The 16,491-nt window shown below is 72.9% G+C and carries 12 protein-coding genes; 7 read left to right on the forward strand and 5 right to left on the reverse strand.

Annotated elements, in window-relative coordinates; genetic code table 11:
• Positions 1–141 precede the first annotated feature (141 nt).
• From ACFYNP_RS09745 to ACFYNP_RS09755, 3 genes are all read right to left on the reverse strand, one after another.
• Positions 142–1,812 carry a thiamine pyrophosphate-binding protein gene (locus ACFYNP_RS09745; RefSeq protein WP_388784173.1) on the reverse strand — a complete coding sequence of 557 codons (1,671 nt, stop codon included), beginning with the start codon at positions 1,810–1,812 and terminating at the stop codon, positions 142–144.
• 103 nt (positions 1,813–1,915) lie between these two features.
• Complete coding sequence (speB, locus tag ACFYNP_RS09750) at positions 1,916–2,881, reverse strand: agmatinase (RefSeq protein ID WP_345260522.1); 966 nt, start codon at positions 2,879–2,881, stop codon at positions 1,916–1,918.
• 47 nt (positions 2,882–2,928) lie between these two features.
• Positions 2,929–4,416, reverse strand: coding sequence for a sodium:solute symporter (locus ACFYNP_RS09755; protein ID WP_388784176.1), 1,488 nt, complete (start codon positions 4,414–4,416; stop codon positions 2,929–2,931).
• A 208-nt stretch (positions 4,417–4,624) separates the two neighbouring features.
• On the opposite strand from ACFYNP_RS09755, the gene ACFYNP_RS09760 reads away from it, so the two are divergent.
• From ACFYNP_RS09760 to ACFYNP_RS09775, 4 genes are all read left to right on the forward strand, one after another.
• Positions 4,625–6,331 (forward strand): PucR family transcriptional regulator ligand-binding domain-containing protein, encoded by a 1,707-nt coding sequence (locus tag ACFYNP_RS09760; protein ID WP_388784179.1) that lies wholly within the window; start codon positions 4,625–4,627, stop codon positions 6,329–6,331.
• A gap of 253 nt (positions 6,332–6,584) precedes the next feature.
• Positions 6,585–7,742 carry an acyl-CoA dehydrogenase family protein gene (locus ACFYNP_RS09765; RefSeq protein ID WP_100578432.1) on the forward strand — a complete coding sequence of 386 codons (1,158 nt, stop codon included), beginning with the start codon at positions 6,585–6,587 and terminating at the stop codon, positions 7,740–7,742.
• A gap of 33 nt (positions 7,743–7,775) precedes the next feature.
• Positions 7,776–8,648, forward strand: coding sequence for an acyl-CoA thioesterase II (tesB, locus tag ACFYNP_RS09770; RefSeq protein WP_388420364.1), 873 nt, complete (start codon positions 7,776–7,778; stop codon positions 8,646–8,648).
• Positions 8,649–8,685: 37 nt separating this feature from the next.
• Positions 8,686–9,618, forward strand: a complete 933-nt coding sequence (locus tag ACFYNP_RS09775; RefSeq protein ID WP_388784182.1) for a cation diffusion facilitator family transporter — start codon at positions 8,686–8,688, stop codon at positions 9,616–9,618.
• Between the two features lie 681 nt (positions 9,619–10,299).
• Here ACFYNP_RS09775 and ACFYNP_RS09780 read toward each other — a convergent pair.
• Together ACFYNP_RS09780 and ACFYNP_RS09785 are read right to left on the reverse strand one after the other, a co-directional pair.
• Positions 10,300–11,073, reverse strand: coding sequence for a phosphatase (locus ACFYNP_RS09780; RefSeq protein ID WP_388420366.1), 774 nt, complete (start codon positions 11,071–11,073; stop codon positions 10,300–10,302).
• Positions 11,074–11,203: 130 nt separating this feature from the next.
• Positions 11,204–11,800: a TetR/AcrR family transcriptional regulator gene (locus tag ACFYNP_RS09785; RefSeq protein WP_388784186.1), complete on the reverse strand. Its 597-nt coding sequence runs from the start codon at positions 11,798–11,800 to the stop codon at positions 11,204–11,206.
• Between the two features lie 110 nt (positions 11,801–11,910).
• Here ACFYNP_RS09785 and ACFYNP_RS09790 point away from each other — a divergent pair, with 110 nt between their 5' ends.
• The 3 genes from ACFYNP_RS09790 (at position 11,911) to ACFYNP_RS09800 (ending at position 16,489) form a co-directional block, all read left to right on the forward strand.
• Positions 11,911–13,518 (forward strand): carboxyl transferase domain-containing protein, encoded by a 1,608-nt coding sequence (locus ACFYNP_RS09790; protein WP_388420368.1) that lies wholly within the window; start codon positions 11,911–11,913, stop codon positions 13,516–13,518.
• Positions 13,519–13,580: 62 nt separating this feature from the next.
• On the forward strand, positions 13,581–15,557 hold the full coding sequence (locus ACFYNP_RS09795; protein ID WP_388784189.1) for an acetyl/propionyl/methylcrotonyl-CoA carboxylase subunit alpha: 1,977 nt from the start codon (positions 13,581–13,583) through the stop codon (positions 15,555–15,557).
• Positions 15,554–16,489: a hydroxymethylglutaryl-CoA lyase gene (locus ACFYNP_RS09800; protein WP_388784192.1), complete on the forward strand. Its 936-nt coding sequence runs from the start codon at positions 15,554–15,556 to the stop codon at positions 16,487–16,489. The genes ACFYNP_RS09795 and ACFYNP_RS09800 overlap by 4 nt, the downstream gene beginning before the upstream one ends.
• Positions 16,490–16,491: the final 2 nt, after the last annotated feature.

The following is a 16,491-nucleotide window of genomic DNA, read 5'->3' on the forward strand; positions in this document are numbered from 1 at the left end:
TGGTACCTGTCCTGCCGCAAGCCCCAACACGGGGGCCTGCGGATTTCATCCCGCCGCAACAAATACGGGACGAAGGGACCAGGACCTGTCCGACAGCCGGCCGGGCCCGCCCCAGGGGCGGACCCGGCTCGGAGGCCGGCGTCAGAGATGGGTCGGCGCGAACATCCTCAGGAGGGCGGGCAGCACGACCACGGAGGGCCCGGGGGTCGCCAGCGCCTTGGAGAGGTCGGCGGTCAGGGTGTCCGGGGTGGTGCGGGCGGCCGGGACGCCGAAGGACTCGGCCAGGGCGACGAAGTCGGGCCGGGCCAGCTCGGTGGCCGTGGCCTCGCCGAACGTGTCCGTCATGTACTCGCGCAGGATGCCGTAGCCGCCGTCGTCGACGATCAGCCAGGTCACGGGCAGGTCGTACTGCCTGGCCGTGGCGAGCTCGGCGATCGAGTACATCGCGCCGCCGTCGCCGGACACCGCGAGGACCGGGCGCCCGGGGTCGGCGGCGGCCGCGCCGAGCGCCGCCGGGAAGCCGTAGCCGAGGCCGCCCGCGCCCTGGGCCGAGTGCATCGCGCCGGGCCACGCCGACCAGGCCCAGTAGGCGAGGATCGTCATGTCCCAGAAGCTGGGCGCCCCGGCGGGCAGTGCCTCGCGCACGGCGGCCAGGATGCGCCGCTCCTCGCCGAGGTCCTGGGCGTCGATACGGGCCCTGACCTTGTCGAGGACAGTGCGTACCCGCTCGGCGGCCGTCTCGTCGTGACGCTCCGCGACCGTTTCGAGCAGGGCCTGGAGCGCGATCCGGGCGTCCGCGTGGATGCCGAGCGCCGGGTGGTTGGACTCCAGCTTGCCGAGGTCGGCCTCGATCTGGACGATCCGGCCGCGCGGCTTGAACGTGTGGTAGTTCGACGACAGCTCGCCGAGCCCGGAGCCGACGACGAGCAGGACGTCCGCGTCCTCCAGGAAGTCGGTGGTGTGCCGGTCCTCCAGCCAGGACTGGAGCGAGAGCGGGTGCTCCCAGGGGAAGGCGCCCTTGCCGCCGAAGGTCGTCACGACCGGCGCGTCGAGGCGCTCGGCGAGCGCGAGCAGTTTGCCGGCGGCGTCGGCGCGTACGACACCGCCGCCCGCGATGATCGCCGGGCGGTCCGCGTTCGCCAGCAACTCGGCTGCCACGGCGGTCAGTTCGGGGCGCGGGACGACATCCTCGGGGAAGGCGTCCATGGGCGTGACGACGGGCAGCGCCGTCTCCGCGAGCAGCACGTCCTGCGGGATCTCCACCCACACCGGCCCGTGCGGCGCGGTCAGCGCCGACTCCCAGGCCGCCGCGATCGCGGAGGGGATCTGCGACTGGCCGCGCACGGTGTGGACGGACTTGACCACATCGCGGAACGACGCCTTCTGGTCGCGCAGCTCGTGCAGATAGCCGTGCCGTCCGCCGCCAAGTCCCGCCGTGGGGACCTGACTTGAGATCGCGACGACCGGGGACGAGGCGGCCGCCGCCTCCTGGAGCGCGGCCAGCGAGGTCAGCGCGCCGGGACCGGTCGAGAGCAGCAGCGGGGCCGCCTCGCCGGTGACCCGGCCGTACGCGTCGGCGGCGAAGCCCGCGTTGTTCTCGACCCGGAGGCCGACGTAGCGCAGGTCCGAGCGGCGCAGCGCGTCGAACATGCCGAGCGCGTGCTGACCGGGCAGCCCGAACACGGTGGTGGCGCCGAGCCCCGCGAGGGTCTCGACCACCAGGTCACCGCCGTTGCGCCCGGGCGGGGGGTTCAGGGCGGCCTCCACCTGGCGCGGCGTGGGCCGCAGCACGAGGTCGTGGTCGTGGGTCATCGCGTCCTCTCCTTGGAGTCCTGGGAGCTCGGCCCTTCGGCCCGGCGCCGGTCTCCCGTCCGCCGGGCCGACGCCGTTGATCGTTTCCCGGTCCGTTCCGCGCTCAGGCGCGGGCGGCCGCGATCTGCCGGGACATGATCGTGGTGAGCTCGTACGCCGTGTGCGATGCGGCGACCGAGGTGATCTCGGCGTGGTCGTAGGCCGGGGCGACCTCGACGACGTCGGCGGAGACCAGGTTGCAGGAGGACAGGCCCCGCAGGATCTCCAGGAGCTCGCGCGAGGTCATGCCGCCGGCCTCGGGGGTGCCGGTGCCGGGCGCGTGGGCCGGGTCCAGGCAGTCGATGTCGATGGAGATGTAGAGAGGGCGGTCGCCGATGCGCTGGCGGAGCTGGTCGGCGACCTCGTCGGCGCCGCGCCGGTAGACGTCGGCGGAGGTGACGATGCCGAAGCCCATCTTCTCGTCGTCCGTCAGGTCCTGCTTGCCGTACAGCGGGCCGCGGGTGCCGACGTGCGAGAGCGCCTCGGTGTCGAGGATGCCCTCCTCGACGGCCCGGCGGAACGGGGTGCCGTGGGTGTACTCGGCGCCGAAGTAGGTGTCCCAGGTGTCGAGGTGCGCGTCGAAGTGCAGCAGCGCGACCGGGCCGTGCTTCTTGGCGACCGAGCGGAGCAGCGGCAGCGCGATGGTGTGGTCGCCGCCGAGCGTCATGAGGCGGGCGCCGGTGGAGAGCAGCTCGTCGGCCGCACCCTCGATCGTCTCGACCGCCTCGTTGATGTTGAACGGGTTGGCCGCGATGTCACCGGCGTCGGCGACCTGGGCCAGCGCGAACGGCGAGGCGTCCTGCGCCGGGTTGTACGGGCGCAGCAGGCGGGATGCCTCACGGATGGCGTTGCCGCCGAAGCGGGCGCCGGGCCGGTAGGAGACACCGCTGTCGAAGGGCACACCGACCACGGCGACATCGGCGGTGCCGACCTCGTCCAGGCGGGGCAGCCGGGCGAAGGTCGCGGGCCCGGCGTACCGCGGAATGCGGGACGAATCGATCGGACCGCGCGGCGTTTCGTTGCTGCTCATCTGAATTGCCCTTCGTTTCAGCATTTATGCGCTTTATCAGTGTGACTCTAGCTGGGGGCCGGCGCCGCTTCGGCCGCCGCCGGCTGGTCGGGATCCGGTCCCCCGGGTTCCGCCCCGCGGCCGGCCAGCCGTTCGCGCCAGACGGCGAGCACCGCGGCGTCGGTCGGCTTCGTCGCGTACGACACGACGACGTACGCGAGGAGCGAGGCGAGCAGCCCGTAGTAGACGGGCTCGTTGGCGAGGATGCCGTAGCGCACCATGAGCGCGACGACCGCGAGGCCGCCGACGACGACCGAGGCGAGCGCGCCCGACGCGGTGCCGCGCTTCCACAGCAGCCCGCCGAGGATCGGCACGAGCAGCCCGCCCACGAGCAGGTCGTAGGCGACGGTGAGGCCCTCCACGACGCTGCTCAGGCGGGTCGCGATGACGATCACGACGAGCCCCATGACGAGGATGAAGACCCGGTTGCCCTTCACCTCGTCGTGGTCGGTGCCGGTCTGCCCGGACCTGCCCCGCAGCCGCGCCCAGATGTCGTTGTTGGCGACGGTGGCCGAGGCGATGAGCGCGCCGGAGGAGGTGGACATCACGGCGGCGAGGGCGGCGGCGAGCACCAACCCCCTTACGCCGACGGGGAGTTCTGCCTTCACGATGGTGGCGAACGCGTCGTCGGCGCTGCTGAGGTTCGGGTAGAGCACCTTGGCGGCGGTGCCGATGACGGCGCCCGCGACGGCGTACACCAGACAGTACGTACCGGCGACGGTGCCGCCGAGCCGGGCGACCTTGTCGCTGCGCGCGGTGAACACGCGCTGCCAGATGTCCTGCCCGATGAGCATGCCGAAGGTGTAGATCAGGACGTAGGTGAAGATCGTCTCGCCGCCGATGCCGAGCGGGTCGAAGTAGCCGGTCGGCAGCTTCGCCTTCATCGCGCCGAAGCCGCCGGCCTTGACCACGGCGATGGGCAGCAGGAGCAGCAGCACCCCGATCGTCTTGACGACGAACTGCACCATGTCGGTGAGCGTGATGGACCACATGCCGCCGAGCGTCGAGTAGGCGACGACGACGGCCCCGCCCAGGATGATCGCGACCGTGCGGTTCAGGTCGAAAAGGACGTCGAAGATGGTGGCGTACGCGATGGTCGAGGTGACCGCGAGCATCAGCGTGTAGGCCCACATCACGACGCCGGAGATGAGTCCGGCCCGGCCGCCGTAGCGCAGGTCCAGCATCTCGGAGACGGTGTAGACGCGCAGCCGGGCGATGCGGGCGGAGAAGAACACGGAGAGCGCGAGCAGGCCCAGGCCGATGGTGAACACCATCCAGGCGCCGGACAGGCCGTACTTGTAGCCGAGGCCCACGCCGCCGATGGTGGACGCGCCGCCGAGCACGATGGCGGCCATGGTCCCGGAGTACATCGCGGGCCCCAACCGCCTTCCCGCGACCAGGAATTCGGACTTCGACCGGGCGCGGCGCATGCCCCACCAGCCCATCGCCAGCATCCCGGCGAGATAGACGACGATCACTGTGTAGTCGACGGCCATGCGGGGCCCTCCTTCGCGCTCACTCGGTGGCGTGTCGTGCGGGGGATCTCGGGGTTCCAGGGAGACATCGAGGTCCCGTCGGCTGTTCGCGGGGACATCCGCCCGTACCCGCGGCCTTCGGTTCGGCACGACCCTAGGTGGCCGGAAAGCAACGCTGAAGTGTACGTTTCCTCCACTTCTGATGCTGCTGATGGATGGATCGTCCACCATGCCGGACCCGACCGACCCGACCAGCCCGACCGGACCGACCGACCCGACCAGCCCGACCGGAACGACCGGACCGGCCGGACCGACCGCACCGGCCGCACCCCCCACCCCGCCGGTCGCGCTCGCCGCGCTGCTGGCCCGTGCCGACCTCGGCCTGCGGCAGCTGGCGGGCCCCTCGGACGCGTCCATCCGCTGGGTGCACACCTCGGAGATGGCCGACCCGTTCCCGTACCTCCTCGGCGGCGAGCTCCTGATGACGGCGGGGGTGCAGCTCCCCGACCCCGAGGTGTACGTGGCCCGGGTGGCGGCGGCGGGCGCGGCGGCCCTCGGCTTCGGCGTGGCCCCGGTGTACGACGCGGTCCCGCCCGCCCTGGTGGAGGCCTGCGCCCGCCACGGCCTCCCCCTTCTGGAGGTGCCGCCGCAGACGACGTTCTCGGGGGTGGCCCGTGCGGTGTGGCTGCTGATGGCGCGGGCTCGGGAGGAGGAGTTGCGGAGGGTGAGCCGGGGCCAGCGGGCGCTGGCCACGGCCGCGGCCCGGCCCGAGCCGGTGCGAGCGGTGCTGCGGGTGCTGGCAGGTCGGCTCGGGGGGTGGGCGGCGCTGGTGACCCCGCAGGGGTCGGTGGTGGACTCGGCGGGGCCGGAACCGTCCGATTCCGTGCGGGTGGGGGTGCGGGGGCTGGTGCGGGTGGTGGCGCCTTCGGCGGACCTTCCCCACCCCGCCCCTTCCCGCAAGCCTCCGGCGGATGATGGGCCGACCGCGGGTCGCCGGACACGGGGCTCCGCCCCGGCCCCCGCTGCTCACACGCCGCAGGAGCCGGAGCATGCAGCGCCTCCGGCGTCCGAGGAGCGGGGGCCGGGGGGCGGAGCCCCCAGCACACCCACCGGGCAGCACCCCGACCCTCACCCCCCGGAGGGTCCCGGGAAGGGGCGGGGTGGGGGAAGTGCCCTGACCGCCAGCGACACCCTGGCCGGCACCCACCTCACCGCCTACGCCCTCGCGGGGCCCCGTGTGCTCGCGCTCGCCACCCCCCACCGCGCCCCCGGCGACCACACCATCGCCGGGGTCGCGGCCGTGCTGCTCACCCTGCTCACCGCCGAGCGGCCCGGCGCCGACGAGGCGGCCCGTTCGGCCGCGCTGGTGCGGATGCTGCTGGGCGCCACCCCGGAAGAGGCCGGGGCGCTGCTCGGCGCGGGGCCGTGGTGCGTCGTGCACGCCCGGGGCCAGGGGCCTGCGCCCGACCTCGGGACGCCGCTGGTCGAGGCGGACGGCCACCGCGTACGCGCCCTCGTGCCGGCCGGCCGCGAGGTCACCCCGCACCCCGGCTGGACCTTGGGCATCAGCGCCCCGGCCGGGCTCGACGGACTGACCGTCGCCGACACCCAGGCGGCCCGCGCCCTGGAACGCGCGGAGGCGACCCGCGTCACCCTGGCCCGGCACCGCCCCGCCGGTTTCGGGTCGCTCGTGGACCCCGGGGAGGCCGCCGCGTACGCCCGCGAACTGCTCGCCCCGCTCACCGAAACGCTGCGCGCCACCCTGCGCACCTGGCTCTCGCTGCACGGGAGTTGGGACCGCAGCGCGGTGGCGCTCGGGGTGCACCGCAACACCGTGCGCCAGCGGATCGGCCGCTGCGCGGCGCTGCTCGGGACCGGCCTGGACGACATGGACGTCCGCACGGAGCTGTGGCTGGCGCTGAAGCAGCAGGGCTGAACTCCCCCGGCCGAGCCCGGCGAGCACCTCGTCGGCGAGCACGCGCGGGCGCCGACGATCGGCGGACAGGGGCCCGGGCCGTCGCCGGACGACGGCGGAGTGGGGCCCGGTGGCGCCGGAGAGTGGGGCGTCTCACGCTGGCTCTGGGTCTCCGCGTCTCTGGACCTCTGGACAGTGCCGGTGACTGCCGGGTAACTTCGTTATTCAACCTGAGCAAGCGCTTAGACGAATGTGTGAGCCGAGGAGGGCGACCGTGCGCCGTACGGTATTCGACGAAGACCACGAGGCGTTCCGGGAGACCCTGCGCGCCTTCATCGAGGCCGAGGTCGTCCCGGCCTACGACGAGTGGTTCGCGCAGGGCATCGTGCCGCGCGAGTTCTACTACAAGCTCGCCGAGCTCGGCATCTTCGGCATCCGCGTGGACGAGGAGTTCGGCGGCGCCGGCATCGACTCGTACAAGTTCGAAGCCGTGATGTACGAGGAGACGGCCCGCGCGGGCGTCCAGTTCGGCGGCTCGGGCGTGCACGTGCTGCTCGGCCTGCCGTACATCAAGATGCTCGCCACCGACGAGCAGAAGAAGCGCTTCCTGCCGAAGTTCGTCTCCGGCGAGGAGATGTGGGCGCTCGCGATGACCGAGCCGGGCACCGGCTCCGACCTCGCGGGCATGAAGACCACCGCCAAGCTCTCCGAGGACGGCTCGCACTACGTCCTCAACGGCGCGAAGACCTTCATCACCGGCGGTGTGCACGCCGACCGCGTGATCGTCTGCGCCCGCACCGACGCCCCCTCCGCGGAGGACCGCCGCCACGGCATCTCGCTGTTCGCGGTGGACACCAAGTCCGAGGGCTACTCGGTCGGCCGCAAGCTCGACAAGCTCGGCCTGAAGACCTCCGACACCGCCGAGCTCGCGTTCGTCGACGTCAAGGTGCCCGCCGAGGACCTGCTCGGCGAGGAGAACAAGGGCTTCTACTACCTCGGCCACAACCTCGCCTCCGAGCGCTGGGGCATCGCGTTCGGCGCGTACGCCCAGGCCAAGGCGGCCGTCCGGTTCGCCAAGGAGTACGTCCAGGACCGTACGGTCTTCGGCAAGACGGTCGCCTCGTTCCAGAACACCAAGTTCGAACTGGCCGCCTGCCAGGCCGAGGTGGACGCCGCCGAGGCGGTCGCCGACCGCGCCCTCGAAGCGCTCGACGCGGGCGAGCTGACGCCGGCCGAGGCCGCGTCCGCGAAGCTGTTCTGCACCGAGGTCGCCCACCGCGTCATCGACCGCTGCCTCCAACTGCACGGCGGCTACGGCTTCATGAACGAGTACCCGATCGCCCGCCTGTACGCCGACAACCGGGTGAACCGGATCTACGGCGGCACCAGCGAGATCATGAAGTCGATCATCGCCAAGAACATGGGCCTGTAGGAACCGTCACGGCGGTCGGATACAACTACCTTCATGCATCAGGCACTTGAGAGCCTCCTCGATCTGCTCGACCTGGAGCGGATCGAGGAGGACATCTTCCGCGGCCGGTCCCGCTCGGCGCTCGTGCCGCGCGTCTTCGGCGGCCAGGTGGCCGCGCAGGCGCTGGTCGCCGCGGGCCGCACCGTGCCCGCGGAGCGGATGGCGCACTCGCTGCACGCCTACTTCCTGCGGGCCGGCGACCCGGGCGCGCCGATCGTCTACACCGTCGACCGCATCCGCGACGGCGCCTCCTTCACCACCCGCCGCGTCGTCGCCATCCAGCACGGGCAGCCGATCTTCCACCTCTCCGCGTCGTTCCAGACGTACGAGGAGGGCATGGAGCACCAGGCCGGCATGCCGCCCGCGCCGGACCCGGAGTCACTGCCGACCGCCGCCGAGATGCTGCCGCGCCACGCGGACGCCTTCCGTGACCCGGGCGTGGTGGACCGGCTGATCGAGGCCCGCGCGGCCGTCGATCTGCGGTACGTGGACGCGCCGCCGTGGGGCAGCGTCGGCACCCCGCGCGAGCCTCGTTCGCAGGTGTGGTTCCGCACCAACGGCAAGCTCGCCGACGACCCGCTGCTGCACGTGTGCCTGGCGACGTACGTCTCCGACATGACGCTGCTCGACTCGGTGCTGCTCGCCCACGGGCGCGGCGGCTGGGCGGTCGGCGACGTGGTGGGCGCCTCGCTCGACCACGCGATGTGGTTCCACCGGCCCTTCCGCGCCGACGAATGGCTGCTCTACGACCAGGAGTCGCCGTCGGCGTCCGGCGGGCGCGGGCTCGGGCAGGCGCGGATCTACACCCAGGACGGGCGACTCGCGATCACCGTCATCCAGGAGGGCGTCGTCCGCATCCCCCGCTGACGTCGCCGGGTCCGGGGATCGGACATACCGTCCCGGTATGAGCGCAACGCAGGAGGAGGGCGGCGGCGAGAGCACGGTCACGGTCGTCGTGGCGGCGACCGCCAACCTCGGGATCGCGCTGGCGAAGGCGGTCGCCGGGGTGATCAGCGGGTCCAGCGCGATGCTGTCGGAGGCCGCACACTCGCTCGCCGACACGGTCACCGAGCTGCTCCTGCTCACCTCGCTCAAGCGCAGCGAGAAGCCGGCCGACGAGGAACACCCCCTCGGGTACGGGCCCGAACGCTACATCTGGGCGATGTTCGCGGCCGTCGCCACGTTCGTCGGCGGCGCGGTGTTCTCGGTCTACGACGGCATCCACACGCTGGTGGCGGGCGAGGAGCTGGGCGACCCGCTCGTCTCCTACCTCGTCCTCGCGGTCGCCTTCGTCCTGGAGGGCTACTCCCTGCGGACCGGCATCCGCCAGGTGAAGGCGGAGGCGGCGCGGCTCGGGGCGCCGGTGGGCCGCTACTTCCGGCTGACCCCGGACACCGCGGTCAAGGCGGTGGTGATGGAGGACTCGGCGGCGCTGGCCGGCCTGCTGCTCGCGGCCGGCGGCCTGCTCGGCGGCCACCTCACGGGCTCCGGCGTCTGGGACGGCACGGCGTCCGTCCTGATCGGCCTGCTCCTGGTGTACGTGGCGTGGGAGCTGGGCCGGTCCAACGCGCGCCTGCTGATCGGGCGTCCGCTCCCGCCGGAGATGCGGGACGGGGTACGGGCGGTGCTGCTCGGGGTGCCGCACGTGGAGGCCGTGCTCGATCTGACCACGCTGATCCAGGGGCCGGAGGAGATCCTGATCGCCGCGAAGATCGACTTTCGGGACGTGTCGACGGCGGCGGAGGTGGAGCGGGCCTGCGACGAGGCGGAGGCGCGCCTCCGCACCCGCTTCCCGGCGATCCGCCGGGTCTACCTGGACCCGACCCCGTCCGCGTAGCGGCACCCTGACTCGGTGCGGCCGCGCTCACCTTCGGGCCCGGGCCGCCGGGGGCTTGGCCGCGCAGTTCCCCGCGCCCCTCGACCCCGCTATCACCCGCGGACCGCGGGGGCCGTTCGCGCAGTTCCCCGCGCCCCCAACCCCGTTTCGATCTGCGGACCGTGCCCGCGTCTCGCGCAGTTCCCCGCGCCCCCAACACCCTTTCGGCTGCGGACCGTGGTCGCTTCTCGCGCAGTTCCCCGCGCCCCCAACCCCGTTTCGGTCTGCGGACCGTGCCCGCGTCTCGCGCAGTTCCCCGCGCCCCCAACACCCTCTCGGGTGCGGACCGTGGTCGCTTCTTGCGCAGTTCCCCGCGCCCCCGAGGGGCTCGGTGCTGGCCAGCATGGGCATCTTCAGCCCGTCATGGGGGTCCCCCCTGGCCCTTAAGGCCTTGGGGGAGATTGAGGACGAGCGCCGTTCAGGCGCGATACGGGGTCCGGGGCGGAGCCCCGAACCGGGGGTCCGAGGGGCGCAGCCCCTCGAAGGGGGTCTGGGGCGGAGCCCCAGGGCCCGAGCCCTCCAGCCCGGCCGCACGGGCGGGAGGGTGGGCGAGATGCCCGGGGTCTGGGGCGGAGCCCCAGGGGCCCGGGACCAACCGACCCCGGGCAACGGGCGGGCGGGTGGGCAAACCCCCCAGGGGGGTCAGGCCGCGTTCAGGCCGGCCGCCGCGAGGAGGTACGCCGTCATGGGCTCGTAGAAGCGCGGGTCCAGGACGTGATCGTCCAGGGGAACCGTCACCTGGAGCGAACCCTCCGCCTCCGCGAGGAACAGCGCGGGGTCGTTGCAGTCCGCGTACCCCATGGCGTCCACACCCCGCTGCCCCGCACACCCCGCCCACCCGTGATCCGCGACCACGAGGTCCGGCGGAGTCTCCAGCGCGTCCAGAATCGCGCGCATCGGCTCCGGCGAATGGGTGTGCCACAGCGACGCGCCCCGCTCGAAGACGGCCACGTCCGCGAACTGCACGACGTACCCCTCGTCGGCGGTGAGCCCGCCCGGGATCCGTACGATCTCGCACCCCGCCGCCCGCAGCGCCGCCGCCGTCCGGCTGTGGACATCCAGGAGCGCGCCCGGGTGCCCGGTCGCGAACAGCACCCGCTCCCGCCCCGCCGCCGCCTTGCGCAGCCGCGCCGCCATCCGGTCCAGGCCGTCGACCGTGAGCTCGGGGTCGATGGTGTCCTGGCCGGTGCGGTGCCCGGGGTCGTCCACCACGCCGCAGCGCTCGGCCATCACCGCGAGCACGTCCTGCTCGTCCGTCCAGCGGTCCCCCAGCTCAAGGCCCAGCCAGTAGTGGCGGTCGCCGTTGGCGAGCTTGCGGTAGTGGGAGAGGTTGTTGTCGCGGGGCGTGGCGACGTCACCGGCGATACGGGTGCGGACGAGGTGGTCGACAAGGGCGGCACGGCTGGGTATCGGCATGCCGCCCATTCTGCCCCGAGCGCGCCGCGCACGACCGGTCCGTCCCGAGCAGCGGACCCGTACCGAGCGTGCGGCGGAACGCACGAAGGCCCGCACGGCAGTCCGCGGCACCACTCCCCGCCGCACCCGCTCAGCTCGCGTCGAGCGAGGCGAAGGCCCCGTGCGCCAGGCGGCGCAGCAGCGTCTCGGTGGCGGTGCGGCCGGGCAGGCCCGAGCCGTACGAGCCGAGGTGCGGGGTCGAGTTGAGCAGCCCGAACACGGCGTGCACCGCCCCGCGCACCTCGGCCTCCGGCACCGGCGGGTACAGCTCGCGTACGGCCCCGACCCACAGCTCGACGTACTGCCGCTGGAGCTGGCGCACCAGCTTGCGGTCGCTGTCGCGGAGCCGGTCGAGTTCGCGGTCGTGCAGGGTGATCAGCGACCGGTCGTCCAGGGCGAAGTCGATGTGCCCGTCGATGAGCGAGCCGAGCAGCCGCTCGGGGTCGCCGGCCGCCTCGGCGACCCGCTTGCGCCCGCCGTCGTACAGCCGCCCGCTGATCCCGACCAGCAGCTCCGCCAGCATCGCGTCCTTGCCCGCGAAGTGCCGGTACAGACCGGGGCCGCTGATGCCGACCGCGGCGCCTATCTCGTCGACGCCGACGCCGTGGAAGCCGCGCTCGGCGAAGAGCCGGGCGGCCTCGCGCAGGATCTGCTCGCGGCGGGTGGGGGCGTCGGTACGGGTGCTCATGGGAATTCATTCTAGACAATGCGGTTAGCGCTCGTTAACCTGAACGCAATGAGTTAACGGTCACTAACATCCGTTGACTTCGGCGCGTACGGGCAAGGGGGCTCGACACGATGCAGCAGGCACCGGTCCTGGGGAGTGCGGCAGATCCCGCCTCCGAGGCCTGGCGGGCCAACGAGGCAGGGCACCGCGCGCTCGGCGACGAGCTGCGGGCCAGGCTGGCCGCGGCCCGGCTCGGCGGGGGCGAGCGCTCCCGCGCCCGGCATGTGGCGCGCGGCAAGCTGCTGCCGAGGGACCGGGTGGACGCGCTCCTCGACCCGGGCTCGCCCTTCCTGGAGCTGGCCCCGCTGGCCGCCGAGGGGATGTACGGCGGGCAGGCGCCCGCCGCCGGCGTGATCGCCGGGATCGGCCGGGTGAGCGGCCGCGAGTGCGTGATCGTCGCCAATGACGCCACGGTCAAGGGCGGCACGTACTACCCGATGACGGTGAAGAAGCACCTGCGCGCCCAGGAGGTGGCCCTGGAGAACCGGCTGCCCTGCCTCTACCTGGTCGACTCGGGCGGCGCGTTCCTGCCGATGCAGGACGAGGTCTTCCCGGACCGCGAGCACTTCGGGCGGATCTTCTACAACCAGGCCCGGATGTCGGGCGCGGGCATCCCGCAGATCGCGGCCGTCCTCGGCTCCTGCACGGCCGGCGGCGCGTACGTGCCCGCGATGAGCGACGAGGCCGTGATCGTCCGCAACCAGGGCACGATCTTCCTGGGCGGCCCCCCGCTGGTGAAGGCAGCCACCGGCGAGGTCGTCACGGCCGAGGAGCTCGGCGGCGGCGAGGTGCACGCGCGGGTCTCCGGCGTCACCGACCACCTGGCCGAGGACGACGCGCACGCGCTCAGGATCGTCCGCGACATCGTGGCCACCCTGCCCGACCGCGGCCCGCTGCCCTGGTCGGTGGAGCCGGCCGAGGAGCCGAAGGCCGACCCGTTCGGGCTCTACGGCGCGGTGCCGGTCGACTCGCGCACCCCCTACGACGTGCGGGAGGTGATCGCCCGGGTCGTCGACGGCTCGCGCTTCCAGGAGTTCAAGGCCGAGTTCGGCCAGACGCTGGTCACCGGTTTCGCGCGCATCCACGGCCACCCGGTCGGGATCGTCGCCAACAACGGCATCCTGTTCTCCGAATCCGCCCAGAAGGGCGCCCACTTCATCGAGCTGTGCGACCAGCGCGGCATCCCGCTGGTGTTCCTCCAGAACATCTCGGGCTTCATGGTCGGCCGGGACTACGAGGCGGGCGGCATCGCCAAGCACGGCGCGAAGATGGTGACGGCCGTCGCCTGTACACGGGTGCCGAAGCTGACCGTCGTCGTCGGCGGCTCCTACGGGGCGGGCAACTACTCGATGTGCGGCCGGGCCTACAGCCCCCGCTTCCTGTGGATGTGGCCCAACGCCAAGATCTCGGTCATGGGCGGCGAGCAGGCCGCCTCCGTCCTCGCCACCGTCAAGCGCGACCAGCTGGGCGACGACTGGAGCGCGGAGGACGAGGAGGCCTTCAAGGCCCCCATCCGCGAGCAGTACGAGACCCAGGGCAACGCCTACTACGCCACCGCCCGGCTCTGGGACGACGGCGTGATCGACCCGGTCGACACCCGCCAGGTGCTCGGCCTGGCCCTGACCGCCTGCGCCAACGCCCCGCTCGCCGACCCCGCCTTCGGCGTCTTCCGGATGTGACGCCCGCGATGGCTGAGACACCTGAGACGGCACCCACGTCGACTTCTACGTTGAGGGCTCCCATGTTCACGACAGTGCTCGTCGCCAACCGGGGCGAGATCGCGGTCCGCGTCATCCGCACCCTGCGCCGGCTCGGCATCCGCTCGGTGGCCGTCTTCTCCGACGCGGACGCCCAGGCGCGCCACGTCCGCGAGGCGGACACCGCGGTACGCATCGGACCCGCCGCGGCCTCCGCCAGCTATCTGCGCCCCGAGCTGCTCATCGACGCGGCGCTGCGCACCGGCGCCCAGGCGGTCCACCCCGGCTACGGCTTCCTCGCCGAGAACGCGGGGTTCGCGGCGGCCTGCGCCGAGGCGGGCCTGGTCTTCATCGGGCCGAGCGCCGAGGCGATCTCCCTGATGGGCGACAAGATCCGCGCCAAGGAGACCGTGCGCGCGGCCGGCGTCCCGGTCGTGCCGGGTTCGTCCGGCAGCGGCCTGACGGACGATCAACTCGCCTCCGCAGCGCGGGAGATCGGCATGCCGGTGCTTCTCAAGCCCAGCGCGGGCGGCGGCGGCAAGGGCATGCGCCTGGTGCGTGAGGAGGCCCTGCTCGGCGACGAGATCGCCGCGGCCCGCCGCGAGGCGCGCTCCTCCTTCGGCGACGACACCCTGCTCGTGGAGCGCTGGGTCGACCGGCCGCGCCACATCGAGATCCAGGTGCTCGCGGACGGTCACGGCAACGTGATCCACCTCGGCGAGCGCGAGTGCTCGCTCCAGCGCCGCCACCAGAAGATCATCGAGGAGGCGCCCAGCGTTCTGCTCGACGAGGAGACCCGTGCCGCGATGGGCGAGGCGGCCGTCCAGGCGGCCCGCTCCTGCGGCTACTCGGGCGCGGGCACGGTCGAGTTCATCGTGCCGGGCAGCGACCCGTCCTCGTACTACTTCATGGAGATGAACACCCGCCTCCAGGTCGAGCACCCGGTGACCGAGCTCATCACCGGTGTCGACCTGGTGGAGTGGCAGCTGAGGGTCGCGGCCGGCGAGCGACTGCCGTACGAGCAGAAGGACATCACCCTCACAGGACACGCCATCGAGGCCCGCCTCTGCGCCGAAGACCCCGCGCGCGGCTTCCTGCCGTCCGGCGGTACGGTCCTGGCGCTGCGCGAGCCGCAGGGCGACGGAGTGCGCACGGACTCGGGCCTGAGCGAGGGCACCGAGGTCGGCAGCCTCTACGACCCGATGCTGTCCAAGGTCATCGCGTACGGCCCCGACCGTGCGACCGCGCTGCGCAAGCTGCGCGCCGCGCTGGCCGGCACGGTCACGCTCGGCGTGCCCACCAACGCCGGCTTCCTGCGCCGCCTGCTGGCCCATCCGGACGTCGTGGCAGGCGAGTTGGACACCGGCCTGGTCGAGCGCGAGGCCGATTCGCTGGTCCCCGACGGCGTACCCGACGAGGTGTACGCGGCAGCGGCGGCGGTCCGGCTGGACGCGTTGCGGCCCGTCCCGGCCGCCGGCTGGACCGACCCGTTCTCGGTACCGAGCGGCTGGCGCATGGGCGGCGAGCCGGCCCCGCTCGCCTTCCCGCTGCGCGTCGCGGGGCTCGAACCCGTCACGCACGCGGCACCGGCGGCGGCCACGGTCACGGCGGACCGCGTCACCGTCGAGCTGGACGGGATCACCCACACCTTCCACCGGGCCGGAAGCTGGCTGGGCCGCGACGGCGACAGCTGGAACGTGCTGGACCACGACGCCGTGGAGGCCGCCCTGTCCGGCCGGGCCCACAGCGGGGCCGACACCCTGGCCGCGCCCATGCCGGGCACGGTCACCGTGGTCAAGGTCGCGGTCGGCGACCAAGTGGACGCCGGCCAGAGCCTGTTGGTGGTCGAGGCGATGAAGATGGAGCACGTGATCTCCGCGCCGCACGCGGGCACGGTCACCGAGCTCGACGTCACTCCCGGCTCGACCGTGGCGATGGACCAGATCCTGGCCGTCGTCACCCCGGCCGCCGAATCCGGCTCCGTCGCACCCGGCTCCGCCGCACCCGAGGAGACCTCATGACGCTCCCCATGGTCGTACCGGCGCAGGACCTCCCCGCCCGGGTCCGCATCCACGAGGTGGGCGCGCGCGACGGGCTGCAGAACGAGAAGTCGGTCGTGCCGACCGAGGTCAAGGCCGAGTTCGTGCACCGCCTGGCCGCCGCGGGCCTGACCACCATCGAGGCGACGAGCTTCGTGCACCCCAAGTGGGTGCCCCAACTCGCCGACGCCGAAGCCCTGTTCCCGATGCTGGGCGATCTCGACGGCGTGGCGCTGCCCGTCCTGGTCCCGAACGAGCGGGGTCTGGACCGGGCGCTCGCGCTCGGCGCCCGCCGGATCGCGGTGTTCGCCAGCGCCACCGAATCCTTCGCCAAGGCCAATCTGAACCGGACGGTCGACGAGTCGCTCGCGATGTTCGAGCCGGTGGTGACCCGCGCGAAGGAGCACAAGGCGCACGTCCGGGGCTATCTGTCGATGTGCTTCGGCGACCCGTGGGAAGGCGCGGTGCCGGTGCACCAGGTGGTCCGCGTCGCCAAGGCCCTCGTCGACATGGGCTGCGACGAGCTGAGCCTGGGCGACACCATCGGGGTCGCCACCCCGGCCCACGTCCAGACCCTGCTCGCCGAGCTCAACGAGGAGGGCGTGCCGACCAGTTCCCTCGGGGTGCACTTCCACGACACCTACGGCCAGGCCCTGTCCAACACCCTCGCCGCCCTCCAGCACGGAGTGAGCACCGTGGACGCGTCGGCCGGCGGCCTCGGCGGCTGCCCGTACGCCAAGTCCGCGACCGGAAACCTCGCCACCGAAGACCTCGTGTGGATGCTCCAGGGCCTCGGTATCGACACCGGGGTCGACCTCGGCCTGCTCACCGCCACCAGCGTGTGGATGGCCGGACAGCTGGGCCGCCCCAGCCCCTCCCGCACCGTGCGTGCCCTCTCCCACCAGGAGTCGTAGCC

The organism is Streptomyces sp. NPDC006691, assembly GCF_042869955.1.
Taxonomy (GTDB): domain Bacteria; phylum Actinomycetota; class Actinomycetes; order Streptomycetales; family Streptomycetaceae; genus Streptomyces.